A 26938-nucleotide genomic window follows, 5' to 3' on the forward strand; every position below is an offset into this window, starting at 1 on the left:
TCTGCCGGGGGTGGAGAGCGTGATGCAGTCGACGGGGGTTCTCGCCCGCTGGGCCGGGGCGGCCGGGGCGGTGGCCGTCCTGGCCGCGGGGGTGGCGTGGCCGGCCGCGGCGACGGGAGACGACCGGGAGGTGCGGCTCTCGCCGTACCGGGTGCGGCCGGGGCAGGACATCGAGATCGCGGTGCCGGGATGCGGCGGACCCGTCTTCGCCCACTCGGCGGCCTTCCAGGACGAGGTGAGGTTCGGCGACCGGGGCTTCCAGGATGACGAGGGGTTCGGGGACGGGTTCGGGGACGGTTCCGGCGGCGGCCCGCCGGCGGTCGGCTGGGCGCAGGTGGACTACGACGCGCCCAGAGGCGCCTACGCCGTGGAGGTGGACTGCGAGGGCACCGGCGACACCGTCTACGGGGAGCTCTACGTGGTCGACGGCTTCGGCCCGGACACCGGGGGCGGCGGCCTCGCGCTCGCCAGGAGGACGACGCACGGGGCGGTGGCCGCCCGGGAGACGACAGCGGACTCCGCACTCGGCTGGGGGGCCGGGGCGGCCGCCGTACTCGCCGGGGCCGGGGGACTGATCCTGGCGAGGAGACGCCGGGCGGCGGGGCGTGGCTGATCTCCGGGCGGTGACGGCCTCGGCGGCCGTCGCCGTCCTCCTGCTCGCGGGCTGCCTGCCCAGGACGGGTGAGGAGGCGGACCCCGCGCTGGTCCGCGCCCTGCCGGTGACCGCCCCCGCGGTGCCGCGGCCGGGCGCCGCCGCCGCGCACGCCGGAGCGGGGAGGAACGGATGGCCCCAGACGCTGCCGGGGCTTCCGGGCGAGTCGGATCCGGTGGCGCTCGTGGTGCCGCGGGCGAAGGTGAACGCCCCTGTCGCCCCGATCGACTCCGGAGCCGACGGCACCCTGGAGCCGCCGCCCCTGTGGCGGGCCGACCTCGTCGGCTGGGACCGGCTGGGGCCGACGCCCGGTGCACCGGGCTCCGCGGTCGTCGTCGGCCATCTCGACACCAGGACCGGGCCCGCCGTGTTCGCCGGGCTGTCCCGGGTGCGCGAGGGGGACGCGGTGGTGGTGACCCGCCAGGACAGGACCGCGGTGGTCTTCCGGGTGTCGGCCGTCGAGCGGGTCCGCAAGAGCGCCTTCCCGGTGGGGAAGGTCTACCGGGCGCCGCGGCGTCCGGCGATCAGGCTGGTGACCTGCGGCGGAACCTATGACTCCGAGCGGCACTCCTACGACGACAACCTGATCGTCTACGGCGGTCTCGCGGGCTGGTACCGCCTGTCGGACCTGTCCCGCGCCTGACCGCCGGGAGGTTCCGGCGGCGCCGGGACCGGCGGGGCCGTCGGACGCGGGGGCGGCCGTGACCACGCGGCGCGGGACCGGCCGCGGGGCGGTTTTGAAACTTTCATCGGGCTGGGGCGGCGTTCGGTGAGGTCAGGGGCGGGGACGGGCCCGGCGGGAGCCTCCCGGCGGGCAACACGCTGTACACACGCGTGAAACATCCGGACTATGGGAGCGCTCCCACTCTCGTCCTGGAGATGATTACGAATGACAGCTCATCCGCGCCGCCGAGCCTGGCGCAATCGGGCGGCGACCACGGCGGCCCTGCTCGTCGCCGCCACCGGTCTCGCCGCCGGGCAGGCCGGCACGGCGCACGCCGCAGTCTCGTGCGACGTCGCCTACAGCACCAACGAATGGCAGGGCGGTTTCACCGCCAACGTGAGCATCAAGAACCTCGGTGACGCGCTCACCGGCTGGACCCTCGGCTTCGCCTTCCCCGGCACCCAGCAGCTCCAGCAGGGCTGGTCGGCGACCTGGAGCCAGAGCGGCAACCAGGTCACCGCCAAGAACCTGGACTGGAACGGCAACCTCGCCACCGGCGCGTCGACCAGCATCGGCTTCAACGGGTCGTGGAGCGGGAGCAACCCCAAGCCCACCTCCTTCACGGTCAACGGCGTCACCTGCGGCGGGCAGCCGCCGGTGAACCAGGCCCCGACGGTCAGCCTGACCAGCCCGGCGAGCGGCGCCTCCATCCCGGCGGGCTCCGCCGTACCGCTCGCCGCGACGGCGAGCGACGACGGCGCGGTCGGCAAGGTCGAGTTCTACGTCGACGGCGCCCTGGTCAACACCGACACCTCCGCCCCCTACAGCTACTCCGCGACGGGCGTGGCGGCGGGCAGCCACACCGCCAAGGCGAGGGCCTACGACAACGGCACCCCGGTCCTGTCCAAGGAGAGCGCCGAGGTCCCCTTCACCGTGGGCTCCGACGGGGGCACCGCGTCGATCGTCGCCTCCGCGACCTCGGTCGGCGTCCCCGAGGGCGGCTCCAAGACCGTCGGCTTCCGGCTCAGCAAGGCGCCCGCCGGCAACGTCACGGTCAACCTGACCAAGTCCGGCGACGCCGATCTGACCATCGCGCCCTCCACGCTCACCTTCACCTCCGCCAACTGGAACACGGCGCAGAACGTGACCGTCTCGGCCGCCCAGGACGCCGACCAGACCGACGGCACCGCCACCATCGCGGCCGCCGCCACCGGGCACACCGGCGTCTCCGTCACCGCGACCGAGTCCGACGACGACGTCGTCACGCAGCCCGGCGAGCACGTGGAGAACCCGTACGCCGGGGCCACCGGCTACGTCAACCCCGACTGGTCGGCCAAGGCCGCCGCCGAGCCGGGCGGCGCCGCGGTGGCCGACATCTCGACCGGCGTCTGGCTGGACCGCATCGCCGCCATCGAGGGCAGCGCCTCCGCCAAGGGCCTCCGTGCCCACCTGGAGGAGGCCCTCAAGCAGGACGCGGCCAACGGCAGCAAGCCGCTGACGATCCAGTTCGTCATCTACAACCTGCCCAACCGCGACTGCTCGGCGCTGGCCTCCAACGGTGAGCTGCTCATCGCCCAGAACGGCCTGAACCGCTACAAGGCCGAGTACATCGACCCGATCGCGGCGATCATGGGCGAGGCGAAGTACTCCGCGCTCCGGATCTCGACGATCATCGAGATCGACTCGCTGCCCAACCTGATCACCAACCTCAACGTGCCCAAGTGCGCGGAGGCCAAGTCGACCGGCGCCTACGTCGACGGCGTCCGCTACGCCCTGAACAAGCTGCACGCGATCAAGAACGTCTACACCTACATCGACGCCGGCCATCACGGCTGGCTGGGCTGGGACTCCAACTTCGGTCCCTCGGCCGACCTGTTCGCGAGCACCGTCTCCGGCACCACGGCCGGCTTCGACAGCGTCGACGGCTTCATCACCAACACCGCCAACTACTCGGCGCTGCGGGAGCCGCACTTCACCATCAACACCACCGTCGGCGGCCAGACGATCCGCCAGTCGCGGTGGGTCGACTGGAACTTCTACGTCGACGAGCTGTCCTACGCCCAGGCGTTCCGGAACCTGCTGGTCCAGAAGGGCTTCAAGCCGGGCCTCGGCATGCTGATCGACACCTCCCGCAACGGGTGGGGCGGCACCGCCCGCCCGGCCGCTCCCAGCACCTCCACCGACCTCAACACCTTCGTCGACCAGTCGCGGGTGGACCGCCGGATCCACGCCGGCAACTGGTGCAACCAGAGCGGCGCCGGCCTCGGTGAGCGCCCGCAGGCCAGCCCCGCCGCCGGTCTGGACGCCTACGTCTGGATCAAGCCGCCGGGCGAGTCCGACGGCTCCAGCAAGCTCATCCCCAACGACGAGGGCAAGGGCTTCGACCGGATGTGCGACCCGACCTACACCGGCAACGAGCGCAACGGCAACAACCTGACCGGTGCGCTGGCCGACGCCCCGATCTCCGGCCAGTGGTTCTCGGCGCAGTTCCGTGAGCTGCTGAGGAACGCCTACCCCGCCCTCCCGTGACCCCGACGCGCCCCCGCTCCGGCGGGGGCGCCCGGTGGTCCCGTGACCGGCGCCGCGCGGCCCCGCCACTCCCCGTGAGGGAGCGGCGGGGCCGTACCCGTCTCCGCGGCGTCCCGCACCCGTCTCCCGCGGGATCCCGCGCCGGCCGGGCGGGCGTGGGCGAATATTGGGATGCGGTCGGGCGGAGGCTCGGGCACGATGGGCGGTTGGCTCCTGACTTGCGGGCTGAAAGTACTCTGGAAGCAGTATGGGAACGCCTCCGTTGACATCTCCACTCGCCGACCTCCACACGCGCCTGCCCGAGCTCACGCTGCGTGACCAGCGGCGGCTCCGGCGCCGGCTCGACGGCGCGCGCAAGGTCAGAAACCGTGCCACGCAGCAGAAGATCGCCGCGGAGATCGCCGCCGACATCGAGAAGGCCGAGCGCAGGGTGGCCGACCGCCGGGCCGGGGTGCCGGTGGTCACCTACCCGGAGGCGCTGCCGGTCAGCCAGCGCAAGGACGACATCCTGGAGGCGATCCGCGACCACCAGGTCGTGATCGTCGCCGGTGAGACCGGCTCCGGCAAGACGACCCAGCTGCCGAAGATCTGCCTGGAGCTGGGCCGGGGCGTCCGGGGCCTGATCGGGCACACCCAGCCCCGCCGGATCGCCGCCCGCACCGTGGCCGAGCGCGTCGCCGAGGAGCTGGACACCCGGCTCGGCGACGCCGTGGGCTACAAGGTGCGCTTCACCGACCAGGTGAGTGACGGCACGCTCGTCAAGGTGATGACCGACGGCATCCTCCTGGCCGAGTTGCAGACCGACCGCGACCTCGCCCAGTACGACACGCTGATCATCGACGAGGCGCACGAGCGCAGCCTCAACATCGACTTCATCCTCGGTTACCTCAAGCAGCTCCTGCCGAAACGGCCGGACCTCAAGGTCGTCATCACCTCGGCCACCATCGACCCGGAGCGTTTCTCCAAGCACTTCGGCGACGCCCCGATCGTCGAGGTCTCCGGCCGGACCTACCCGGTGGAGGTCCGATACCGGCCGGTCGCCGAGGACGACGACCAGATCCAGGCGATCAGCAACGCCGTGGACGAGCTGTGCGCCGAGGGGCCGGGCGACATCCTGGTCTTCCTCAGCGGCGAGCGCGAGATCCGCGACACCGCCGACGCGCTGTCCAAACGCAAGGACGCCGAGATCCTCCCGCTGTACGCCCGGCTGTCGGCGGCCGAGCAGCACAAGGTCTTCCAGCGGCACACCGGCCGCCGGGTCGTGCTGGCCACCAACGTCGCCGAGACCTCGCTGACCGTGCCCGGCATCAAATACGTGGTCGACCCCGGATTCGCCCGCATCTCCCGCTACAGCCACCGGACCAAGGTCCAGCGCCTGCCGATCGAGGCGATCTCCCAGGCCTCGGCCAACCAGCGCAAGGGCCGCTGCGGCCGTGTCTCCGAGGGCGTCTGCATCCGGCTGTACGAGGAGGACGACTTCCTCACCCGGCCGGAGTTCACCGACCCGGAGATCCTGCGCACCAACCTCGCCTCGGTCATCCTGCAGATGACCTCCATCGGCCTGGGCGACATCGGGGCCTTCCCGTTCGTCGAGCCGCCGGACCAGCGCCAGGTCAAGGACGGCTACGACCTGCTCCAGGAGCTGGGCGCCTTCGACCAGGCCAAGCAGATGACCCCGCTCGGCCGCAAGCTGGCCGGCCTGCCGGTCGACCCCCGCCTGGCCCGCATGGTGCTGGAGGCCGACCACAACGGGTGCGTCCGCGAGGTCATGGTCATCGCCGCGGCGCTGTCCATCCAGGACCCGCGCGAGCGCCCGGCCGACAAGCAGCAGGCCGCCGATGACAAGCACCGCCGCTTCGCCGACAAGGAGTCGGACTTCGTCTCCTACCTGAACCTGTGGGAATACCTCCAGGAGCAGCAGAAGGAGCTGTCCTCCAGCGCCTTCCGCCGCCTGTGCAAGGCCGAGTTCCTCAACTACCTGCGCGTGCGCGAGTGGCAGGACGTCTACAGCCAGCTCCGCCAGATGTCGAAGTCGCTCGGCGTCACACTGAACAGCACCCCCGGCGACGAGCAGAAGATCCACCTCTCGCTGCTGTCGGGCCTGCTGTCCCACGTCGGCGTCAAGGACATCGACAAGAAGACGACGAACGACGGTCCCCGCCGCCCCGTCACCGAATACATCGGCGCCCGCAACGCCCGCTTCGCGATCTTCCCCGGCTCCGCGCTGGCCAAGAAGCAGCCGCTGTGGGTCATGTCCGCCGAGCTGGTGGAGACCTCCCGGCTCTGGGCCCGGGTCAACGCCAAGATCGAGCCCGAGTGGGTCGAGCCGCTCGCCCAGCACCTGATCAAACGCACCTACTCCGAGCCGCACTGGGAGAAGAACCAGGGCGCGGTGATGGCCTACGAGAAGGTCACGCTGTACGGCGTGCCGATCGTGGTGCAGCGGAAGATCAACTATGGCCGCATCGACCCGGAGCTGAGCCGCGAGCTGTTCATCCGGCACGCCCTGGTCGAGGGCGACTGGGAGACCCACCACGCGTTCTTCAAGGACAACCGCAGGCTCCTCGAAGAGGTCGAGGAGCTTGAGGAGCGGGCCCGCCGCCGCGACATCCTGGTCGACGACGAGACGCTGTTCGACTTCTACGACCAGCGCGTCCCGGCCGACGTCGTCTCCGGGCGCCACTTCGACTCCTGGTGGAAGAAGACCCGGACGGCCCAGCCCGACCTGCTCAGCTTCGAGAAGTCGATGCTGATCAGCGAGGCGGCGGGTGACGTCAGCCAGCGCGACTACCCCGACGTCTGGCGGCAGGGCGGCCTGCGCTTCCCGCTGACCTACCAGTTCGAGCCGGGCACCGACGCCGACGGCGTCACCGCGCACATCCCGCTGGCCCTGCTCAACCAGGTGAACGTCGAGGGCTTCGACTGGCAGATCCCCGGCCTGCGCGAGGAGCTCCTCACCGCGCTGATCCGGGCCCTGCCGAAGAACGTCCGGCGCAACTTCGTGCCCGCCCCCAACTACGCCAGGCAGGTGCTCCAGCGGGCCAGACCCACCCAGGAGCCGCTGCTGGCGGTGCTGGAGCGGGAGCTGCTCGACCTGACCGGCATCCAGGTGCCGCGTGAGGCGTGGCAGCTCGACCTGGTCCCCGACCACCTGAAGATCACCTTCAGGGTGATCGACGGCCGCAAGCACAAGCTGGCCGAGAGCAAGGACCTGGCTGAGCTCAAACGGCGGCTGGCGCCCAAGCTCCGCCAGACCCTCTCAAGGGCCGCCGACGGCCTGGAGAAGTCCGGACTGACCACGTGGGACCTGGGGGAGCTGCCCAAGACCTTCGAGCAGCGCCGGATGAAGGCCTACCCGGCGTTGGCCGACGAGGGCGCCACGGTGGCCGTGCGGATGTTCGAGACCGAGGCCGAGCAGCGCCGCGCCATGTGGGAGGGCACCCGCAGGCTGCTGCTGCTCAACACCCCCTCCCCGGCCAAATGGGTGCTGGGCCGCCTGGACAACCAGGCCAAGCTCGCCCTCAGCCGGAGCCCGCACCCCGGCGCCACCGCCCTGTTCGACGACTGCATCGCCTGCGCCGCCGACGAGCTGATGGGTGAGTATGGTGGGCCGGTCTGGGACGGGCCCGCCTTCACCGCCCTGCACGACAAGGTCCGTGCCGAGCTGTTCGACACCACCGCCGAGGTGGTCGCCAGGGTGGAGAGCATCCTCAGGGTCTGGCACTCGGTCACCACCATGCTGCCCGAGGCCCGCTCGACTCCCGCGATCGAGGACATCCGCGACCAGGTGGCCGGACTGGTCTATCCGGGCTTCGTCACAGCCACCGGCCACAAGCGCCTGCCGGATCTGCTCCGCTATCTCAAGGCGGCCCAGCGGCGGCTGGAGAAGCTGCCCGACGACCGGCTCCGTGACGAGGAGCGGATGCACAAGATCCACGATCTTGAGGACGACTATCACGACCTGGTCGACAAGCTTCCCCCCGCCCGCCGTTCCGACGACGACGTCCGCCGGATCAGCTGGATGATCCAGGAGCTCAGGGTCAGCTACTTCGCCCAGACCCTCGGCACCCCTTACTCGATCTCCGACAAGCGGGTCCGCAAGGCCATGGAGCAGCTCGTCGGCTGACCGCCGGCGCCGGTTCCTCCGGGGGAGGACGTCCGGGGGGTCCGGCGGCTGCGCCGTGCCACCCGTGAGCGGACCCGTCACGGCCCTGGAGGCACGCCGTCGACGGGTCCGGTCGGGGAAGCGCGGACTACAGGAAGATCGAGGTGTCCAGCTCGAAGTCGACGGGGGCGGGGATCCGGATCGGCTTGCCTGTCTGGACCTGGCTCATGCTCCGGTAGACGCCTTCTTCGGGGTCGCTGAGAACGGTGACCGTCGGCGGGGAGGCCACGGGGGCGGGGATCAGCGTGATGGGGATGCCGCAACCGGCGTAGATCCTGGGCTTGGTGGCGCGGTCGATCTCCATGCTCCCGGGTGAGACGACCTCGGCGACCATGATCAAACCTGAGGAGAGGATCTCCCGATCACCCCAGAGCGGGGCGTTCACGGGGGCCAGGCAGTAGTCGGAGATCACCGTGTCACGTGGTCCCTCGATGCAGACGTCGACGTCGCCGGTGAAGCTCTCCCAACCGTTCTCGTCTTCCACGGGAATCAGGGCTCGGCTGAGGCGTCTGGCGATACGGGCGTGCTGGGGGGTCCCGGAAGGGCTCAAGAGAAGGTTCCCGTCGATGATCTCGGCCCGGAGGCAGAGGGTGGAAGGAAGGGACTCGAAGAGCTCCCTCGGTGTGCGAGGCAGTTGTGGGTCTTCCGGGGCGGTGTGCTGAGCGGGGCGTCCGGGCGCTGTCATCACCATCGACCTGTGTCCCTTCGTGTCCGAACAAACACTCTAAGTATTCCATGGAGATCCTCGAAGAACGTGAGGTATGCGCGGTGGCTATGGGACGCCTCGGCTCCGCCCGCCGCGGGGGGCGCCGCCGTACGCCAATAGGATCGGTGGGTCGAGCGAAGGGGGAGCATCGTGGTGCGGGCGTTGGTGTTCGACGTGGGGGAGACGCTGATCGACGAGACGCGGATCTGGTCGCGCTGGGCCGACCGGCTCGGCGTCCCCCGGTTCACGATGCTGGGCGTGCTGGGCGGCATGGCCGCGCTCGACCGGCCGCTCACCGACGCCTTCGGGCTGTTCAGGCCCGGATTCGACGTCGAGGCCGAGCAGGAGGCGTGGAAGCGGGACGACCCCGACGGGCTCCGGGTGAACTTCGACGCCGACGACCTCTACCCGGACGTACGGCCCGGCCTGGCCGCGCTCCGCGACCTCGGCTACGAGCTGATCATCGCGGGCAACCAGCCGCCGCAGGCCTACGACGCGCTGGCCGCGATGGACCTGCCCGTCGACGCGATCCACACCTCCGACGGCTGGGGCGTCTCCAAGCCCGACCCCGGTTTCTTCGCCGAGGTGGTCGCGGTGTCGGGGCGGGAGCCCGGCGAGATCCTCTACGTGGGCGACCGGATCGACAACGACGTCCGCCCCGCCCGCGCGGCCGGGATGCGGACCGCCCTGATCCGCCGCGGCCCCTGGGGCCACCTGCACGCCGCCCGCCCCGAGGCGGGGGACGCGGACTTCGTCGTCGACGACTTCCCCGCCCTCGTCGCGGCGCTGACCGCCACGCCTGCCGGCTGACCGCCGGGACCGCTCTGGCCGTCGGGACCGCCGGCCGGCCGGTTGTGGTCCCGGGCCGCCGGTGGACGGCTGCCCGGCGGGGGGGCGCCGGTCCCGGGCGCCCGCGACCCCGCCGGCGTCCTCGGCTGAGGACGCCTCCGGTGACCTGGCCGGCGGCCGTGGCCCCGGGTCAGGTTTCGGGGTCGATGTGGACGGCGCGCTCCTCGGCCGACAGGTCGCCGTCGTCGGGGCCGACGTCCCGGGCGTAGGCCTCGGACGTCTCGTCCGGGCCGACGCCCTCGTCCGGCGCCACCAGGCGGTTGTCCTCGCGCGGGGGTCGCTCGCGGTCCGGGGCCTCGCGCCGGAGGCGTTCGTCAAGGGTGTCCCGGTGCTCGGGGTCGTCCTCGCGGATCTCGTGGTTGACGCCGAGGTCGTCGGTCCACTCCTCGACCTCGACCGCCTGCTCGTCGCTCAGACCCTCACGGTCTGGGGGCATTTCACTCATATCGCCGCCCTACCCGTTCTGTCGCCGGAAACCCCCGGTCAGAGCCCCGCCCGGTCAGAGCCCCGCCGCGGCCCCGATGACCGAGCGCGGGTCGGCGGCCCCGGCCAGGACGCCCGAGGGCAGCACGTCGATCAGGTGCGCGTGGCCGAAGGCGGAACCGTACGGCGCGGCGGCGACGGGGTGTCCCCGCTCGCGCAGGCCCTCGCCCCACGGGCCGCCCTCCTCCACCTCGACCACGGCCTGGTCGGGGGCGTGCCAGGTGTCGAAGCCGGTGCCGCCGGAGGCCAGCCGCCAGCGGGGGGCGCCGACCGCCTCGCCGGCTGTCCGGCCGTGGACGAGCAGGCGGGTCAGGACCTGGAGCAGGATCTGCGGCTGGGCGTCGCCGCCCATGGTGCCCACCACCGAGCGGAGCGACCCGTCGGGCCGGGTGACCAGGGCGGGGACCAGGGTGTGCGGGGGGCGGCGGCCGGGGCCGTACTCGGCGGGATGGCCCGGGACCAGCGAGAACCCGATGCCCCGGTTGTGCAGGTTGATACCGGTACGAGGTTCGAAGACCAGGCTGCCGAAGCCGGCGGCGTTGGACTGGATCAGCGAGACGCCCATGCCGTCGCCGTCCACCGCGCACAGGTAGGTGGTGTCGCCCGGCGCGGTGAGATCGCGCACCGCGGCCCGTCCGGCCGGGTCGACCAGGGCGCGGCGCACGGCGGCCGAACCCAGCGCCCCGTCGACGGAGGCGCCGTCGAACAGCACCTCCAGCCGGTCGTGCCCGGCCAGCCGCGTGGCCTCCACCAGCAGGTGCGCCCAGAGGGGGTCGGCCGGGTCGGCGGGCAGGTCGAGCCCCTCGGCGATGCCGAGGGCCAGCAGCAGCAGGTATCCCTGCGAGTTGGGCGGCATGGTCCACACGTCGTGCCCGAAGGCCCGCGCCCGCAGCGGGTCCACCCACTGCGCGCCGTCCTTGGCCAGGTCGTCCTCGGTGTATTCGCCGCCGCCGACCGCGAGCAGTCCCTCGCCGAACTCGCCGAGGTAGAACCCGTCCCGGCCGTCGGCCAGTGCCTCCAGCGCCCGCGCCACCCCGGGCCGCCGGATCAGGTCGCCGGCCCGCCGGGCCGGGGCGAAGTCCTCGCACAGCGGGCCGACCGTCTCCAACGCGGGGACCATCAGCGGTGAGACCGGGAACCCGTCGCGGGCGTGCCTGATCGCCGGTGCCAGCACCTCCGCCGCCGGCAGCCTGCCGTACCGCCCGTGCAGGGCCAGCCAGCCGTCCGCGCACCCCGGCACCGGGGCCGAGCGGACGTCGTGCCGGTGCGGCATGCGGTCGTGCCCCTCGGCGCGCAGCCGCTCGGGGTCGGCGCCCGATCCCGCCCGCCCGGAGGCGTTGAGCGCCGCGGGCGTGCCGGAGCCGTCGTGGACGAGCGCGAACAGGTCGCCGCCCAGCCCGCACATGTGCGGTGCGGTCACCGCCAGCACGGCGTTGGCCGCGATCGCCGCGTCGGCCGCCGAACCTCCCCGCTCCAGCATGGCCACGCCCGCGCTGGAGGCGAGGTGATCAACGGTGCAAACCATTCCAGCGCGCGCATAGCGGGTGTTCAGCATGACGAGAGCGTAGGGCTTCCGCTGTCCTTCGTTGAAACTGTACCGGTCGGCCGGTATAGTTTCGGCTGTGCCGAGATCGAGCTCAAAAGATCGCCTGCTCGACGCCGCCGCCGAGGTGCTGCTCACCGAAGGGGCCGAGTCCCTGACCCTGGAGGCCGTGGCCCGGCGTGCGGGGGTCTCCAAGGGCGGGCTGTTCTATCACTTCCCCACCAAGCAGGCCCTGGTCGCCGCGATGATCGAGCGCCTGGTCGGCGCCTTCGCCGCGGCCCTCGCCGACGCCGGCCCGCGGCCGGGTGACTTCCTGCGCGCCTATGTCGCCGCGACCGTCCCCGAAGCCGTCCCCGAGCGTCCGGCCGGTGGCCGGGCCCCGGTCGACCGGGTCACCGCCGCCCTGCTGGCGGGCGTCCTCGTCGACCCCGGCGGTCTCGCGCCCCTGCGGGAGCGCTACGCCACCTGGCAGCGCCGCCTCACCGACGACGGGGTCGACCCCGCGGTCGCCACCCTGGTCCGCCTCGCCGTGGACGGCTGGTGGGCGGCCCGCCTGCTGGGCCTGGCCGAGCCCGAGGCCGGGCTGCACGAGCAGGTCCGCCGCCGCCTGATGGAGATGATCGACCATGGCGCGCCGTAGCCCCTCCGGGGTGACCAAGGCGCTCATGCTGGTCACCGACCTCGGCTTCCTGGCCTACTTCTCGGTCACCGGCCTGGGCCTCGTCCCGCCGGAGTGGGCCTTCGCCGACTACGCCGACCCGATCATGGTCTCCTGGAACTGGTCGTTCCTCTGGATCGACGTCCTGGCCAGCGCCACCGGCCTGACCAGTCTCCACCTCATCCGCAGGGGCGCGCCGAACGGCCCGCCGCTGATGCTCGTCTCCCTGGTCCTGACCGCGGCCTCCGGCCTGATGGCCGTCGCCTTCTGGACCCTGCGCGGGGACTTCTCCCCGGCCTGGTGGATCCCCAACCTCTACCTGCTGCTGTTCCCCCTCCCCGCGATCGTCCGTCTCGCCGGCCCGGCCGCGACCGTCCGGTAAAGCGTTATCTGTCCGTTTGTCTGGCTTCGGTATGTCCAGCCCGAGAACAGGCTCAGCATCAGCCCCGGCGTTCCCGGTCCCCGGCGTCCTGCGGATCGGCGCGGGAGCCGCTTTTTCCGTAGGCATACGGATGTCCATACGGATGTTCGGCGCCTGATCGCGGATCTAGCGTCACGGCACAGGTCACCGCACATCCGCCCGGTCATCGCGCGAGATCGACGCCCCTTTCCGGCCTTCACAGGTGACGGAGACGCGCGAACGCCGACCGAGCGGCGGCCCGGAAATGCCCACCGCGTCCGCGGAGCGATCCGCAGAACAAGGAGCGTCATGGAGCGCCGCCTCCCCTCCCCGCCCTAGCCGTCCGCGACGGTGTCACCGCCGGCACCGTCGGTCGCGGCTGGAACGGCGGCCCGGAAACGGATGACCTCTCCCGATCCGGCCACCTGTTCCGTCCGGGCGGAACTCCCGCCGACCGCCTGTCTCACCCGGGCGGGATTCCGCTGCTCATCTTCTTCCTTTTCACCCCCCGATCCCGCTGTGCCCGCCGCCGGGCGATCCCCGGCGGCACGGCCGCCGCTGCCCGCTCACGCGGACGGCCGCGGCGCGGGACATCGATCGAAAGGAACACGCGTGAGACGCAGAGCTGTACTCGCGGCTGCCGTCGGCCTGGCCGTCGTGGCCGCGGTGGCACCTTCCTCACCTGCGGCCGCGAAACCATCCCCCGGGACGGCCGACCACCTCCGCTCCCTCGCCGACCCGCCCCAGCTCGCCCTGGCCGCCGCCGACCAGGCCGTGGCGAGCGGCCTGGACGACCTGGGCAAGGGCCCGGAGGAGACCTACCGGCGCACCGCCGTGACCGCGGGCTCCGGCGGCATGTACTCCGTCGCCTACGAGCGCACCTACAAGGGGCTCCCCGTGGTGGGCGGCGACGCGGTCGTGATCACCGACTCCGCCGGGAACGTCCGCGACACCGCGGCGGCCGCCGGCGCCACCCGGAACGTGCCGACCTCGCCGACGGTGACCGCCGAGGCCGCCCGTGCCAAGGCGAAGACCCGGCTGACCCGGGTCGACGACAGCGCGGACCCGCGCCTGGTGGTCCTGGCCTGGGGCGCCAGGCCACGCCTCGCCTGGGAGGCCCTGGTCTCCGGCATCGCCGACGGCAAGCCCAGCAAGCAGCACGTGTTCGTCGACGCGCGCACCGGTGAGATCGCCGACACCTACGACGAGGTGCGGGCGGGCACCGGGAACGGCTACTACTACGGCCAGGTCACCATCGCCACGAGCGGCTCCGGCAGCTCGTACTCGATGACCGACACGACCCGCAGCGGCATCCGCTGCGGCGGGCAGAACGGTTCGGCCTACACCGGCACCGACGACGCCTGGGGGAACGGCTCCGGGACGAACCTGGAGACCGCGTGTGTGGACGCGCTCTACGCGGTTCAGAAGGAATGGGACATGCTGCGCGACTGGCTCGGTCGCAGCGGCATCAACGGCAGCGGCGGCGGCTTCCCGGCCAAGGTCGGGCTCGCCGACGTCAACGCCTACTGGGACGGTAGCACCACCAACTTCGGCCACTCGCAGGACAACCAGCGCCAGGCGACGAACATCGACGTGGTGGGCCACGAGTTCGGCCACGCCGTCTTCCAGACCACGCCCGGCGGCGCCGGCTCCGGCAACGAGAACGGCGGTATCAACGAGGCCGTCGGCGACATCTTCGGGGCGCTCACCGAGGCCTACGCCAACAACCCGAACGACCCGCCGGACTACGAGGTCGGCGAGGAGGTGGACCTCGTCGGCGACGGCCCGATCCGCTACATGTACGACCCGTCCCGCGTGGGCGACCCCAACTGCTGGTCCTCCTCGATCCCCAACACCGAGGTGCACGCCGCGGCCGGCCCCTTCAACCACTGGTTCTACCTGCTGGCCGAGGGCTCCTCGCCGGGCGGCGGCAAGCCGAACAGCCCGATCTGCTCCGGCGGTCCCTCCTCGGTGTCCGGCATCGGCATCCAGAAGGCCGGCAAGATCTTCATGGGCGCGCTGATGCGCAAGACCTCCACCTGGAGATACGCCAACGCCAGGTCGGCGTCGCTGACGGCGGCGGTGGAGCTGTACGGCGCGAGCAGCCCCGAGTGCGCCGCCACCAAGGCGGCCTGGAACGCGATCAGCGTGCCGGTGCAGTCCGGCGAGCCGACCTGCGCCGCGACGGGCAACGACTTCTCCGTGTCGCTGAACCCCGCCGCGGGCTCGGTACAGCCCGGCCAGCAGGCCACCTCGACCGTCGGCACGCAGACCACCTCGGGCAGCGCGCAGACGATCAACCTCACCGCCTCCGGCCTGCCGGCGGGCGCCACCGTGAGTTTCAACCCGGCCTCGGTGACCTCGGGCGCCTCCTCCACCATGACCGTCAGCACCGCCGGGTCGACGCCGGCCGGGACATACACCGTCACGGTCACCGGCTCCGCCACCTCCGGCACGCACACGGCGGCCTACACCCTGACCGTCGGCACCGGGCCCAACCCGACCGACCCGCCGGACATCAGCGTCGCTAACGTCAAGACTCACCTGCAGCAGCTCCAGAGCATCGCCACCGCCAACGGCGGCAACCGCAGGTCCACGGGCGCCGGCTACACCGCGTCGGTGTCCTACGTCGAGCAGAAGCTCACCGCAGCCGGCTACACCGTGGTGCGGCAGCCCTGCACCTCCGGCTGCACCTCCGGGGCCGGGCCGAACCTGATCGCCGACTGGCCCGGCGGCGACGCCAACCAGGTCGTCATGGCCGGCGCCCATCTGGACAGCGTCTCGGCCGGTCCCGGCATCAACGACAACGGCTCGGGTTCGTCGGTGCTGCTGGAGGTCGCGCTGACCCTGGCGGCGAAGAACCCGACGATGGCCAAGCACGTGCGGTTCGGCTGGTGGACCGACGAGGAGCAGGGCCTCAACGGTTCGGATTTCTACGTCAACTCGCTCAGCTCCACCGAGCGTAACAAGATCAAGGTCTACCACAACTACGACATGGTGGGCTCCACCAACGGCGGCTACTTCATCAACAACATCACCACCGAGGCGGCCCGGCACCTCAAGGCCTTCTACGACGGCCTGAGCCTCCAGCCGGAGGAGAACACCGAGGGCGCCAACCGGTCCGACGACGCGTCGTTCCGCAACGCGGGGATCGCCACCTCCGGCGTGGCGGCCGGCGCCAGCGCCACCAAGTCCTCGGCCCAGGCCGCCAAGTGGGGCGGTACGGCGGGCCGGGCGTACGACTCCTGCTACCACCAGTCGTGCGACACCACGAGCAACATCAACGACACCGTTCTGGACCGGGCCGCCGACGCCTCGGCGTACGCGATCTGGAAGCTCGCGACGGGCACCACCACGAGCCGCGACTTCTCGATCTCCACGAACCCGTCGTCGGGGACGGTCCAGGCCGGCCAGGCGGCCACCTCCACGGTCGCCACCGCCACCACGGCGGGCACCGCGCAGACGGTCAGCCTGTCCGCGTCGGGCCTGCCCAGCGGCGCCACGGCCGGCTTCAACCCGGCGTCGGTGACCTCGGGCGGTTCCTCCACGCTCACCATCGCCACCACGGCCACGACGCCCGCCGGCACCTACCAGGTGACGGTGACGGGCACCGGCGAGACCGCCACCCACACCTCGGTGTACACGCTGACCGTGCAGGGCACCTCGCCCGGCCGCACGTTCCGCAACGACACCGACTACGCCATCGACGACCTCGAGACCGTCGAGAGCCCGATCACCTCCACCGCGACCGGGCCGGCGACCTCGCCCGTCAAGCTCACCGTCACGATCGACCACACCTGCGCCGAGGATCTTGAGATCTGGCTCCGCGGCCCGAGCGGGAAGTGGTATCTCCTCGACTCCAGCGGCGGCTCCACCTGCACGTCGTACGGCACGCGGACCTACACGGTCCCGGTCACCCAGCAGGCAGCCGGACAGTGGCTGTTGGAGGTCACCGACAACTACTTCATCGACACCGGCCACCTCGACTGGTGGAGCATCACCGTCTGAGTGACCGGCCAGCGGATCTGAGACGCCCCCGGGACCGAGCGGTCGGGTCCCGGGGGTCCGTCGTCTCCCGAGACCGGACGGGCGGGGCCGTCCGGGCCGGTGAGCACGGGCCGGGCGCGCACCCGTTCAGACGGGCGGGGCGACCTCGGTCCGCGACCGCAGGCCGAGCTTGCGCAGCACGGTGGCGACGTGGGTCTCGACCGTGCGCGTCGACAGGAACAGGACGTCGGCGATCTCCCGGTTGGTCCGGCCGAGCGCGACGAGCCGGGCGACCTCCTTCTCCCGCTGTGACAGCGCGCCGGCGTTGCCCTTGCGCCCCCGCCGCAGCGGGGACTCCACGCCGATGTCACGCAGCGCGCGCCGGCAGCGCGCGGCGTCGTGGGTGGCGCCGAGCGCGCCGAACCGCTCCGCCAGCTCGGCGAGGGCCGGGGCGGCGGAGCGGTCACCGAGGGCGAGCCTGGCCCGCGCCTCGCCCTCGCCCGCCCGCGCCGCCGCGTAGGGCTGAGGCAGGGCCGCGTACGCCTCCCGGGCACGGGCGAAGAAGCCGGCGGCGTCGGCCGGCCGCCGGCCGGCGGCCAGCGCGCCCCGGGCGTGGTCGAGGGCGGCGTGCGCGGCGGGCGCGAGACGGTCCGCGATCCCGTCGGCGAACTCGGCAACCAGCTCGGACCCCTCGTTCACGAGCCCGGCCCGGGCGAGCGCGGTGACGGCGGACGGGATCAGATAGGCGCCCCAGACCCACACCCCCTTGCGGCGTAGCCGGGCGACCGCCTGCCGGGCCTCGGTGACCGCGCTCTCCAGCGCGCCACGGGCGAGGTGCAGCTCGACCAGACCGCCCGCGGCGGCCACGGCGACCGGCAGGAAGCGCGCGTCCGGCGCGTCCATGCCCGCGCCGCGCAGGTGTCCGGCGGCCTCCTCCCACTCGCCGGTGGCCAGGGCGAGCAGTCCCAGCACCAGCCAGACGTCCACCGCGATCAGCGGAGTCTCCGTGGCCAGCTCCGCCAGGGTGATAGCCCGGTCGCGGAGCCCGTCCCACCGGCCGGTCAGCCACTGCCGGTGGACCGTCGAGACGTCGACGAGATAGGCGGGGTACTGCGCGCCGGTCTCCGCGGCCAGCCGCCGGCCCTCCCGGCCGAACATCTCCGCCGCGGCGTAGTGGCCCAGCATGGTCGCCGAGTCGTGAAGGTTGCAGTAGCCGCGGGCGGCCTCCCGGCGGACCGCCGTGGACGGATCGGTGACCGGCAGCGTGGCGGCGACGGCGAAGGCGTCGCGGGAGCCGATCGTCATCTCGAACGAGGCCCGGTTGGCCAGGACCGCGGCGGCCAGCTCCGGGTTGTCGGCGGTCGCGACGAGCGCCTCGGCGCGGGCCATCCACTCCTCGTGCGTCGCCAGCGACTCGGTCCCCCACCCAGGCAGCGCGAGGCTGGCCCAGCCGCGGGCGGCCAGCGTCGGCCGGTCGTGCAGCTCGGCGAGGGCGGCCATGATCTCAGGACGTCCGGCGGCGCTGTCGCCCGCCTGGTTGCACAGCACCAGGCCGAGGTTGAGCCGCGCCTCGCCGCGCACCTCGCGGGCGAGGAAGTCGTCCCGCAGCAGGCGGCGCAGCAGCCGCACCACCCGCTGGTGCGACAGCCCGGTCGCCGCCAGGCGGCTCAGCGCCAGCGCGAGGGGACCGCGGTCCGGCGCGGGCAGATCGGGGTCGGCGAGCATGCCGTCGAGCACCTCGACCGCCAGGGCGGTGTCCCCGAGGGCGGCCGCCTGGTCGGCGGCCGCCCTGCCGTGGCGCAGCCAGGCGCCGATGTCCCCGGCCCGCCGGGAGTGGAAGGCGAGCTGGACCAGCGGCGGCGGCTCCACCGCCGCGAGCGCGGTCATCGCGCGCTCGTGCGCCAGCCGCCGGTCCGGACCCGGGATCGCGTCGTACACGGCCTGCTGGGCCAGGGCGTGGCGGAAGCCGTAGCGGCCGCCGGGATGCTCGTGGAGCACGCCGGCGCGCAGCGCCTGACCCAGCCCGGCGGGGTCCCCGCCGACCGCCGCGATCAGTCGCTCGCCCATGGGGAGCCGCAGCACCGCCGCCGCCTGCACGGCGCTCACCGCCGCGGCGGACAGGCCGGCCATCTGCTCGGCCATCGCCTCGCGCAGCAGCAGCGGCACCCCGGCGCGGTCCAGCGCGTCGGGCCCCTCCGCGTCGGGCAGGGAGCGGACGACCTCCTCCACCACGAACGGGATGCCCGCCGTACGCTCGTGCAGCCGGGTGATGAACGCCGGCGGCAGGTCGGGGCGCTTCAGCAGCGCGCAGGCCAGGCTGCTCACCTCCGGGGCGTCCAGCGGTCGCAGCGGTATCACCAGGCTCGTCGTGCCGGGCGGGCGCCGGTAGGTGTGACCCAGCGGCAGCCCGGGCGTGCCCAGGTCCTCGCGCCGGTAGGTCGCCACCACCGTCAGCCCTCCGGGTGGCTGGTCGGCCAGGAAACGGAGCAGGTCCCGCGTCCCGTCATCGGCCCAGTGCAGGTCCTCGATCACGAGCAGGGCCGGTCCGACGGCGGCCAGCAGGGCGCGCATCGCGCGGAACAGCCGGTGCCGCTCGGCCCGCGGGTCGTTCAGCGGCTGCGGCGCGGGCGGGAGCGCGTGAGCCAGTTCGGGGAGGTAGTCGCGGAGCGCGCCGGTGACCGGATTGAGGGCCTCGGCCGCCGGCAGCCGGCCCGCGACCTCCCGCAGCGCCTCCACCACGGGCCCATACGGGAAGGGTTCGCGGATCTGGTGGCAGTAGCCGAGCAGGATGGAGCGGTCGCCGGACACGAGACGGTTCAGCGCGGCGTGGACGAGTCGGGTCTTCCCGATGCCGGCCTCTCCCTCCACCAGCACCACAGCCGGCGGGCGGGTCACCGCGTCGATCAGAACCCGCAGCTCAGAGGCGCGTCCAACGAGTACGGGCGAGGCCGGGTTGCTCATTGGCGGCTCCGAGGGGAGACGGCTGCGGGACCCTCACGGAGGGTACCCACATATCTCCATTCAAGGTCAACCCTTGGACATAACGGGCTTGTTGCGGGTGCGTGTCAAGAATCACACGCGGCCGGGCCGTCCCGGTCGCCGAGGCGTTCGACCGCGATCATGGCGGCGTCGTCACCAGGATGGCCGCCGACGTGGGCGAGGAGGTCGTCGTGGATGTGCCGCAGGAGCGCCTCGGGGCCGTCGCCGGTCCAGCCGGAGACCCGCTCGGCCAGCGGGTAGAAGACGCCGCCGGGATCGCGGGCCTCGATGACGCCGTCGGTGTAGAGCAGGAGGATGTCGCCCGCCTCGAACTTGAACGTCTCGATGTCGTAGTCGGGCTCGTGGAGCACGCCCAGGCCCAGCGGGGGCGCGGGCCGGCCGGCGTGGAGCGTCGTGACGCGCCCGCCGCGCACCATCAGGGGCGGCGGGTGCCCGCAGCTGATCATGTCGAGCAGCGCATCGTCGTCGGGGATCTCGAGCACCGCGGCGGTGACGAAGCTCTCGTCGGCGTCGTGCCCCGCCTCGGCCGGCTGTCCCGGGCCCGCGCTGACGCTCTCCTCCAGGTCGGAGGCGAGCATGGGCAGGCTGGTGTGGCGGCGGGAGGCCTCGCGGAAGGCGCCGAGCAGCAGGGCGGCCTCGGAGATGGCGTCCAGGCCCTTGCCCCGGGCGTCGCCGATGATCAGCCGGGTCCCGCCGTCGGTCCGTGCGGCGCCGTACAGGTCGCCGCCGATCTGGGCCTCCTCCTCGGCGGCGAGATACACCGAGGCGAGCCGGAGCGGGCCGATCAGCTCGGGGAGGGGCCGCAGCAGGACCCGCTGCGCGGCCTCGGACACCGACCGCACCTGGACGAGCTCCCGCCGGTCCCGGTCGCGGAGCAGGGAGAATCCCACCACCAGGGCGGTGACCACCATCAGGGCCAGGACCTGCACGCGCAGTTCCTGGGAGCCCATCTCGCCGTCGCGGGCCCCGATGAGCATCTGGTCGGCGACGGCGAGGAGGCCGACCGTCCCGGTAAGCCGCGGACCGGCGAGGGCGGCCGTGATCGCGGGCGCGGCGACCAGCAGCGGAGCCAGGTGGACCCGGCCCGGGATCAGGACGTCGGCGACCGTGATCCCCAGGATCAGCCCGAACGGGATCGCGGCCAGCGCGTATCCCGGACGCCACGGACCGCGTAACTCGGAAATACGCTGCCTAAGCTGCATTCTTCCTGCTTACACCCTGCCGGAAACGGATCTTTCCCGAGCCCGCCGGACCGGGCCCGCGGACCAGCCCGCCGGACCGGGCCCGCGCATCAGGCGGCGGTGGCCAGGGGCTCCTCGCGCCGGACCAGGGCGGCGTAGGGACCGCCGGCGGCGAGGAGCCCGCCGTGGGTGCCGCGCTCGGCGACGCGGCCGTGGTCCAGGACGACGATCTGGTCCGCGTCGCGGACGGTGGACAGGCGGTGGGCGATCGTGATGGTGGTGCGGCCGCGCGACAGGGTGTCCAGGGCCTCCTGGACGGCGCGCTCGGTCTGGGTGTCGAGGGCGCTGGTGGCCTCGTCGAGGATCAGCACGGGCGGGTTGCGCAGCAGGGTGCGGGCGATGGCCAGGCGCTGCTTCTCGCCGCCGGAGAAGCGGTAGCCGCGCTCGCCGACCATGGTGTCGTAGCCGTCGGGCAGCGACATGATGTGGTCGTGGATCCGGGCGGCGCGTGCGGCCTCGACCAGTTCGGCGTCGGTCGCGGAGGGCTTGGCGAAACGGAGGTTGTCGGCGATCGAGGAGTGGAACAGGTAGGTCTCCTGGGAGACCACGCCGACCGTCTCGGCCAGCGTCTCGAAGGTCAGCTCGCGCACGTCCACGCCGTCGACGGTGACCCGGCCGCCGGTCACGTCGTAGAGGCGGGGGAGCAGGTAGCTCAGCGTGGTCTTGCCCGAGCCGGTCTCGCCGACCACGGCCAGGGACGTGCCGGCGGGGACGGTGAGGTCCACCTCCGACAGGGTCGGGGCCTCGCCGTAGGAGAAGTCCACGCGCTCGAAGCGCACCTCGCCGCGCACGTCCGTCAGCGTCCGGGTACCGGGGTGGATGTCCACGGGCAGGTCGAGGTATTCGAAGATCCGGGCGAAGAGGGCCAGGGAGCTCTGCACGTCCACGCCGAGCCGCAGCAGCGACACGGTGGGCCGGAACAGGCTCATCTGGAGCGTGGTGAAGGCGACGACGGTGCCGACGGAGACGGCGGAGGTCAGCCCGGTGGCCCAGTAGATCATCGCGGGCATGGCCGCCATGATGATCTGGATGGTGGACTGCCGCCAGCGCCCGGCCATGCTGGAGCGGACCTCCAGATCGGCCAGCTCGCCGGAGGCGGCGGTGAACTGGCCGGTGAGCTCGGGGCCGCGGCCCATGGTCCGGCCCAGCAGGATCCCGCTGATCGACAGCGACTCCTGGATCATGGAGGCCAGCGCGGCCATCTTCCGCTGCCGCTCCGAGGTGATCTTCCTGCGCTCGCGGCCGACCCTGCGGCTGATCCCGACGAAGACGGGCAGCAGCAGCAGCGACACGACGGTCAGCCGCCAGTCGAGGACGAGCATCGCGATGACCGTCGCCACCACGGTGGTCAGGTTCGACACGATCGAGGCGGCGGTGGAGGTGACCACCGACTGCATGCCGCCGATGTCGCTGGAGATGCGCGACTGCACCTCGCCGGTGCGGGTGCGGGTGAAGAAGGCCAGGGACATGCGCTGGAGGTGGCCGTAGACGGCGGTGCGCAGGTCGTGCATGACGCGCTGGCCCACGGTGGTGGAGATGAGCGTCTGGACGACGTCGAGCACGCTGGTGGTGACGGCGACCGCGACCATGCCGAGCACCAGCAGCGTCAGCAGGCCGGTCCTGCCGTTGGGGACGGCGTCGTCGAGCACCTCGCGGAGCATGAACGGCGAGGCCAGCGAGACCAGCGAGGACAGTCCGATGAGGGCGCCCACCAGGGCGAGCCGGCCCCGGTAGGGGCGGAACAGGGCGACGATGCGCCGCAGGGGCGCCTGGGGTCCGTCGTTCATGTCAGGTGCTTCGGGCCGGAGAGCTTTCTCGGTTCGTTCAGTCATGCAACCTCTTTCTGATGTTCTCTCAAACAGAGGTTAGCTCACATTAATTCCAGCGGACAATGAGATAAGTTCGGGGTGTGGAGAGGGAACTGGCCGATCTCGTGCACGGCGTCGGCCACCGGCTGCGGCGCGGCTACGGCGAGCGGCTCGGGCCGCTCGGACTCAGCCCCGGCCAGGCGCGGGCGCTGCGGGTGATCGCCGACGCCGAGCCGCCGCTGAAGATGGTGCAGCTCGCCGAGAAGCTCAGGATCGTGCCGCGCTCGGTCACCCCGGTGGTGGACGCGCTGGAGGAGGCCGGTCTGGTCCGCCGCGAGGTCGACCCGGCCAGCCGCCGCTCCATCCTGCTGGTGATCACTCCCGAGGGCCGGTCCCAGTACGCGCAGGTGCGCGAGGCACGCAGGCAGGTGGCCGAGGAGCTGTTCTCCGTCCTCACCTCCGAGCAGCAGGACCGGCTCAGGGAGCTGCTGGGGCTGGTGGACCGCGAGTTCGGGTAGGCGGGCCGCGCGTCCGCCGGGCCGGTGGGCTCAGGCCGCGGTCAGGTCCAGCTCGCCGACGAGCTCGTCCTCGCTTCTCTCCCCTTTCTCCCCGGTCGGCCGGAGACCGGGCCGCGGGTAGAACGGCTCCGGTCAGGCGAGCCGCCTGGTCTCGGCGTCCAGGTCGTCGCCGGGGCGGTGGCGGATCCGGCCGCCGATGACCGTGGCCACGCACCGGCCCGGCCCCTCGCGGAGCAGGGCGGTGTAGGCGGTCGGCCGGTCGGCCTCCACCGCGAAGACGGCGAAGTCGGCCCGGCTGCCCGGGCCGAGGGAGCCCAGGCGGCCCGGCCCCTCGGCCATGCCCAGGGCCCGGGCCCCGCCCAGGGTCACCGCCTCGACCAGGAGCCGGTCGCGGGCGGGGTCGCGGGCGTGCGCGCGGGCGGCGGCCAGCGGGTCGCCGCCGGTCCGGGTGCCGAAGGCGACGGTGAGCTCGCCCTCCAGCAGCCCCTCGGCGGCGAACGGCGACGAGATCGCCACCGCCGTGTTCCGGGCCCGGAGAAGCTTGCGTTCGGTCTCGTCGAGCGGGCCGGAGATCGCCACGTGGCAGCCGGGCCCGAGGGCGCCCACCTCGTCCAGGAAGGCGGCCGGATGCCGCCCGAGCTCGACGTGGAGCCGGAGCCCGAACGTCCGGGACAGGATGGCCAGGTCCTCCATGACCGCGGGGTCGGGGGAGTGCGGGGCGATGCCGACGATCCCCGGATGGTCCACCTCGCGGATGGCGGTGATCAGCCGGTCACGCCCGTCGTGCTCCCAGCGCCTCTCGTCCTCGCAGCGCGTCTCCAGGTAGGTCACGCCGCCGAGGCCGGCCTCACCGGCGGCGGACGCGGTGTCCAGGTCGCCCGTCACGCCCGCGACCGCGGTGACGCCGTGGGCGGTGACCCGCGACAGGGCCCGGTCCAGCCGGAGATGGGCGTCGACCAGCCCCGGTATGATCATCCCCGGCCAGCGGGCCGGGACGAGCTCGGGATAGGCGGCCTCGATCTCCCGGCGCGGGCCGACCCGGACCACCCGGTGGCCCCGGACGGCGACGGCGCCGTCCTCGACGGGCGGCTCGCAGACGGGGAGGACGAGGGGCGCGCTGTGCACGGCGACCGGCGTGAGCGCACGGGCGCCGATGGCGTGGCCCGCGCGCGTGGGCATAGACACTCCTGTCCGTTTCTCCCTTTAGGGAGGGTAAGGGCATCGGCCTGCTGATCTCAAATGTCGCACCGGAGGGGTGCGTCGCGGGCCGTTTTCCTACACCTGACAGACGACCTTCCTACATAAGACGATTGATCGTTGATAAAGCGATCTATAGCGTCATTTTCCGTGACTCGTCCCCCCAGGTTGCTGAAAGCTCTCATCGCGGCGGTGGTGCTGATCCCCGTCGGACTCGCCTCCGCCCCCGCCTCCGCCGACCCCTCTCCCGCGCCCGAGCACCCCTGGCGTCTGGACCACTGGCCCCAGACCCAGCCCTGGCAGCGGGACGAACCCACGGCCACGCTCCGCGGCAAGCCCGGCGGCCCGGCCCCGATCGACCCGCAGAACTGGAAGAACCCGGACCACATGACGTGGGCCGACTACCGGAAATCGCCGGGCACCGACTGGGCCGACCCCGCGGTCAAGGGCTCCAAGCGCACCTTCCGCGGCGCGCTGGTCCTGCTCGACTATCCCAACCAGCCGTTCGTGGTCACCCAGCCCCAGGGGTCGACGGTCTTCAAGAACCCCAGCGCCGAGGCCCACGACGTGCCGCGTGAGAAGGTCGCCCAGTTCTACAAGGACTTCCTCAACACCCCCAACCAGCTCAACCGCGGCCACACCATCCACGAGTACTGGATGGAGGACTCCGGCGGCCGCTACGGCGTCGACCTGACCGCCTTCGGCCCGTACCAGATGCCGGGCAAGTCCCACGAGTACGCCATGGAGTTCCAGGCGGGCACCGGCTGTCCGGCGGGCGACAACTGCAACAAGAACATCAGGACCGACGGGCGGGCCGCCTGGGTGGCCGCCGAGGGGACGGAGGTCCCCGCCGGGTTCGACTTCGTCTTCTTCCTCAGCGCCGGCCAGGACGAGTCGGCCACCTGGCAGGAGTTCGGGCCGATCAAGTTCCCGGCCAAGGAGGCGGTGACCGACGACTTCGGCCCGCCCGACCCCGCCCTGCCCAACTGGGCCAGGACCCGGTACGTGGAGTGGACATCCTGGGCCTCGGCCTCGGCCATCTGGCCCAACGCCGGAGGCGGATCCTCCACCCAGGCCGAGAGCTCCGGGCAGGGCGTCTACGCCCACGAGCTCAGCCACATCCTCGGCATCGGCGACAACTACAACAACCCGTTCGGGGTGCCGCCCAGGCGGGCCTACACCGGCATCTGGGAGATGCTCAGCCGGGGCAGCTTCAACGGGCCCGGCGGCCCGCACAGCCGCTGGATGATCCCGCCCACCGGAGGCGGCTCCATGGGCGCCCAGCACATGCTCCGCAACAAGATCAAGCTTGAGATGGTGGACGAGCAGAACGTGCTGCGCCTGTCCCGCGAGGCGCTGGCCGAGTCCGGGCTCGTCGTGGCCAAGGTCACCGCCCGGGTGGTCCAGCCGGGACCGACCGGCCTGTCCGGGGTCAACATCGCCTTCGGCGACGGTGACCGCAGCCCGGCCTGCGACACCGCCAAGGATCCGTTCTGCGACGGCGGCGGCTACAACAACTACACCGTCGAGGTCGTCGACCGGATGGGCGCCGACTCCTTCACGCCCGACTCCGGCGTGCTGCTGGCCAAGACCAAGAACGAGGACCGCGCGCCGTTCGAGTGGGTCGTCGACGCCAACCCGCAGGACATCGGGATGACCGACTACGTCCTGCCCGACGGCACCGCCGTACCCATCACGATCGGCGACTACCGCCAGCTCTCGGACGCCCTGTTCCACGCCGGCACCGACTCCGGCTCCGAGTTCGAGTACGTCGACGAGGCCAACAGGCTCCACTTCTACGTCCTCGACGTGCAGCGCGACCGCAAGGGCGTCCTGTCCTACACGGTGGCCGTCCGCTCCCTGGACGGCGCCGGGCCGCAGCGGCGCGGCCTGCGGCTGCTGCCCGCCGCCGGGGTCCCCGACGGCAAGGGCCTGTCCTCCTGCCGCTTCCCGCTGTTCAACACCGGCAAGGCCGCCCCCGCCCAGGGACAGCACCCCGAGGACGTGAGCGCCTACCTCAACGGCGACGTCTACCGGCTCTCGGCCACCGTCGAGGGCAGGGGCTGGACGGCCTCGCTGCCCAACCAGCTGGCGACCGCGGACTTCGGCGGGCGGACGCTGGTGGCCGTCAACGCCCAGCGGGCCTCCGGCGGCAGCCGTCTGGCCAAGGTCACGCTGACCGCCACCTCCGAGAGCGACCCGTCCAGGACCGCCAAGGCCACCTGTCACGTGATCGGCCTGTAGCGGGTCCCCGGAGGCCGGAGGAGACCCGCGGACGGACGGTGACGGGGTGCGGCGGGCCGCCGCACCCCGTCACCGGCGGCTCCGGAGGCGCGTGCCGTACCGCGGTGACGGAGGTGCGTGCCGTACCCCCGTCACCGGCGGCTCCGGCCGGACCTCCGGTGGCGCGCCGGGGCGGGGTCGGGGGCGCGCCCGCCGGCCCTCCGCATGGCCGGGGCCGGGGCTCTCCGCCCCGGAAATTCGCGGTAATGTCACGTTCTCGACTGATCCGTGTCACTTCGGAACACCGCCGGCCGC

Annotated in this window: 17 protein-coding genes; 10 read left to right on the forward strand and 7 right to left on the reverse strand. The window is 72.5% G+C overall.

The features are described from left to right. The first annotated feature begins 22 nt into the window (after positions 1 to 22). The 4 genes from ACZ6R6_RS36670 (at position 23) to hrpA (ending at position 7971) form a co-directional block, all read left to right on the forward strand. Entirely contained in the window at positions 23 to 613 is a 591-nt protein-coding gene (locus ACZ6R6_RS36670) for a hypothetical protein (RefSeq protein ID WP_470101298.1), read from the forward strand. After that, positions 606 to 1295, forward strand: a complete 690-nt coding sequence (locus tag ACZ6R6_RS36675; RefSeq protein ID WP_470101300.1) for a class F sortase — start codon at positions 606 to 608, stop codon at positions 1293 to 1295. The genes ACZ6R6_RS36670 and ACZ6R6_RS36675 overlap by 8 nt, the downstream gene beginning before the upstream one ends. Before the next feature lie 246 nt (positions 1296 to 1541). Next, positions 1542 to 3845, forward strand: a complete 2304-nt coding sequence (locus tag ACZ6R6_RS36680) for a glycoside hydrolase family 6 protein (RefSeq protein WP_470101302.1) — start codon at positions 1542 to 1544, stop codon at positions 3843 to 3845. A 247-nt stretch (positions 3846 to 4092) separates the two neighbouring features. Continuing rightward, positions 4093 to 7971 (forward strand): ATP-dependent RNA helicase HrpA, encoded by a 3879-nt coding sequence (gene hrpA, locus ACZ6R6_RS36685; protein ID WP_470101304.1) that lies wholly within the window; start codon positions 4093 to 4095, stop codon positions 7969 to 7971. A gap of 127 nt (positions 7972 to 8098) precedes the next feature. On the opposite strand, the gene ACZ6R6_RS36690 is transcribed toward hrpA, so the two are convergent. Beyond that, entirely contained in the window at positions 8099 to 8701 is a 603-nt protein-coding gene (locus ACZ6R6_RS36690; RefSeq protein ID WP_470101306.1) for a Uma2 family endonuclease, read from the reverse strand. A 165-nt stretch (positions 8702 to 8866) separates the two neighbouring features. Here ACZ6R6_RS36690 and ACZ6R6_RS36695 point away from each other — a divergent pair, with 165 nt between their 5' ends. Continuing rightward, positions 8867 to 9526 carry an HAD family hydrolase gene (locus tag ACZ6R6_RS36695; RefSeq protein WP_470101308.1) on the forward strand — a complete coding sequence of 220 codons (660 nt, stop codon included), beginning with the start codon at positions 8867 to 8869 and terminating at the stop codon, positions 9524 to 9526. A 169-nt stretch (positions 9527 to 9695) separates the two neighbouring features. Here ACZ6R6_RS36695 and ACZ6R6_RS36700 read toward each other — a convergent pair whose 3' ends face one another. Then, on the reverse strand, positions 9696 to 10001 hold the full coding sequence (locus ACZ6R6_RS36700; RefSeq protein WP_470101310.1) for a DUF5709 domain-containing protein: 306 nt from the start codon (positions 9999 to 10001) through the stop codon (positions 9696 to 9698). A gap of 63 nt (positions 10002 to 10064) precedes the next feature. Beyond that, complete coding sequence (locus ACZ6R6_RS36705) at positions 10065 to 11603, reverse strand: gamma-glutamyltransferase family protein (RefSeq protein ID WP_470101312.1); 1539 nt, start codon at positions 11601 to 11603, stop codon at positions 10065 to 10067. A gap of 67 nt (positions 11604 to 11670) precedes the next feature. Here ACZ6R6_RS36705 and ACZ6R6_RS36710 point away from each other — a divergent pair, with 67 nt between their 5' ends. From ACZ6R6_RS36710 to ACZ6R6_RS36720, 3 genes are all read left to right on the forward strand, one after another. Next, entirely contained in the window at positions 11671 to 12231 is a 561-nt protein-coding gene (locus tag ACZ6R6_RS36710; protein WP_470101314.1) for a TetR/AcrR family transcriptional regulator, read from the forward strand. Then, complete coding sequence (locus tag ACZ6R6_RS36715) at positions 12218 to 12631, forward strand: DUF5360 family protein (protein ID WP_470101316.1); 414 nt, start codon at positions 12218 to 12220, stop codon at positions 12629 to 12631. Before ACZ6R6_RS36710 ends, ACZ6R6_RS36715 begins: the two co-directional genes overlap by 14 nt. A gap of 630 nt (positions 12632 to 13261) precedes the next feature. Continuing rightward, positions 13262 to 16657, forward strand: a complete 3396-nt coding sequence (locus ACZ6R6_RS36720) for a M28 family peptidase (protein WP_470101318.1) — start codon at positions 13262 to 13264, stop codon at positions 16655 to 16657. A gap of 126 nt (positions 16658 to 16783) precedes the next feature. On the opposite strand, the gene ACZ6R6_RS36725 is transcribed toward ACZ6R6_RS36720, so the two are convergent. The 3 genes from ACZ6R6_RS36725 to ACZ6R6_RS36735 all read right to left on the reverse strand — a co-directional run bounded on the left by ACZ6R6_RS36725 (position 16784) and on the right by ACZ6R6_RS36735 (position 22664). Further along, positions 16784 to 19597, reverse strand: a complete 2814-nt coding sequence (locus ACZ6R6_RS36725; protein WP_470101320.1) for an ATP-binding protein — start codon at positions 19595 to 19597, stop codon at positions 16784 to 16786. A gap of 104 nt (positions 19598 to 19701) precedes the next feature. Beyond that, positions 19702 to 20838, reverse strand: coding sequence for a PP2C family protein-serine/threonine phosphatase (locus ACZ6R6_RS36730; protein WP_470101322.1), 1137 nt, complete (start codon positions 20836 to 20838; stop codon positions 19702 to 19704). Between the two features lie 89 nt (positions 20839 to 20927). Continuing rightward, on the reverse strand, positions 20928 to 22664 hold the full coding sequence (locus ACZ6R6_RS36735; protein WP_470101324.1) for an ABC transporter ATP-binding protein: 1737 nt from the start codon (positions 22662 to 22664) through the stop codon (positions 20928 to 20930). A 122-nt stretch (positions 22665 to 22786) separates the two neighbouring features. On the opposite strand from ACZ6R6_RS36735, the gene ACZ6R6_RS36740 reads away from it, so the two are divergent. Beyond that, entirely contained in the window at positions 22787 to 23203 is a 417-nt protein-coding gene (locus tag ACZ6R6_RS36740; protein ID WP_470101326.1) for a MarR family winged helix-turn-helix transcriptional regulator, read from the forward strand. A 132-nt stretch (positions 23204 to 23335) separates the two neighbouring features. Here ACZ6R6_RS36740 and ACZ6R6_RS36745 read toward each other — a convergent pair whose 3' ends face one another. Then, positions 23336 to 24382 (reverse strand): amidohydrolase family protein, encoded by a 1047-nt coding sequence (locus ACZ6R6_RS36745; RefSeq protein WP_470101328.1) that lies wholly within the window; start codon positions 24380 to 24382, stop codon positions 23336 to 23338. Positions 24383 to 24550: 168 nt separating this feature from the next. Here ACZ6R6_RS36745 and ACZ6R6_RS36750 point away from each other — a divergent pair, with 168 nt between their 5' ends. Further along, positions 24551 to 26644: a M6 family metalloprotease domain-containing protein gene (locus ACZ6R6_RS36750; RefSeq protein WP_470101329.1), complete on the forward strand. Its 2094-nt coding sequence runs from the start codon at positions 24551 to 24553 to the stop codon at positions 26642 to 26644. Positions 26645 to 26938: the final 294 nt, after the last annotated feature.

The sequence above is a fragment of the Streptosporangium sp. NPDC048886 genome (assembly GCF_055586905.1).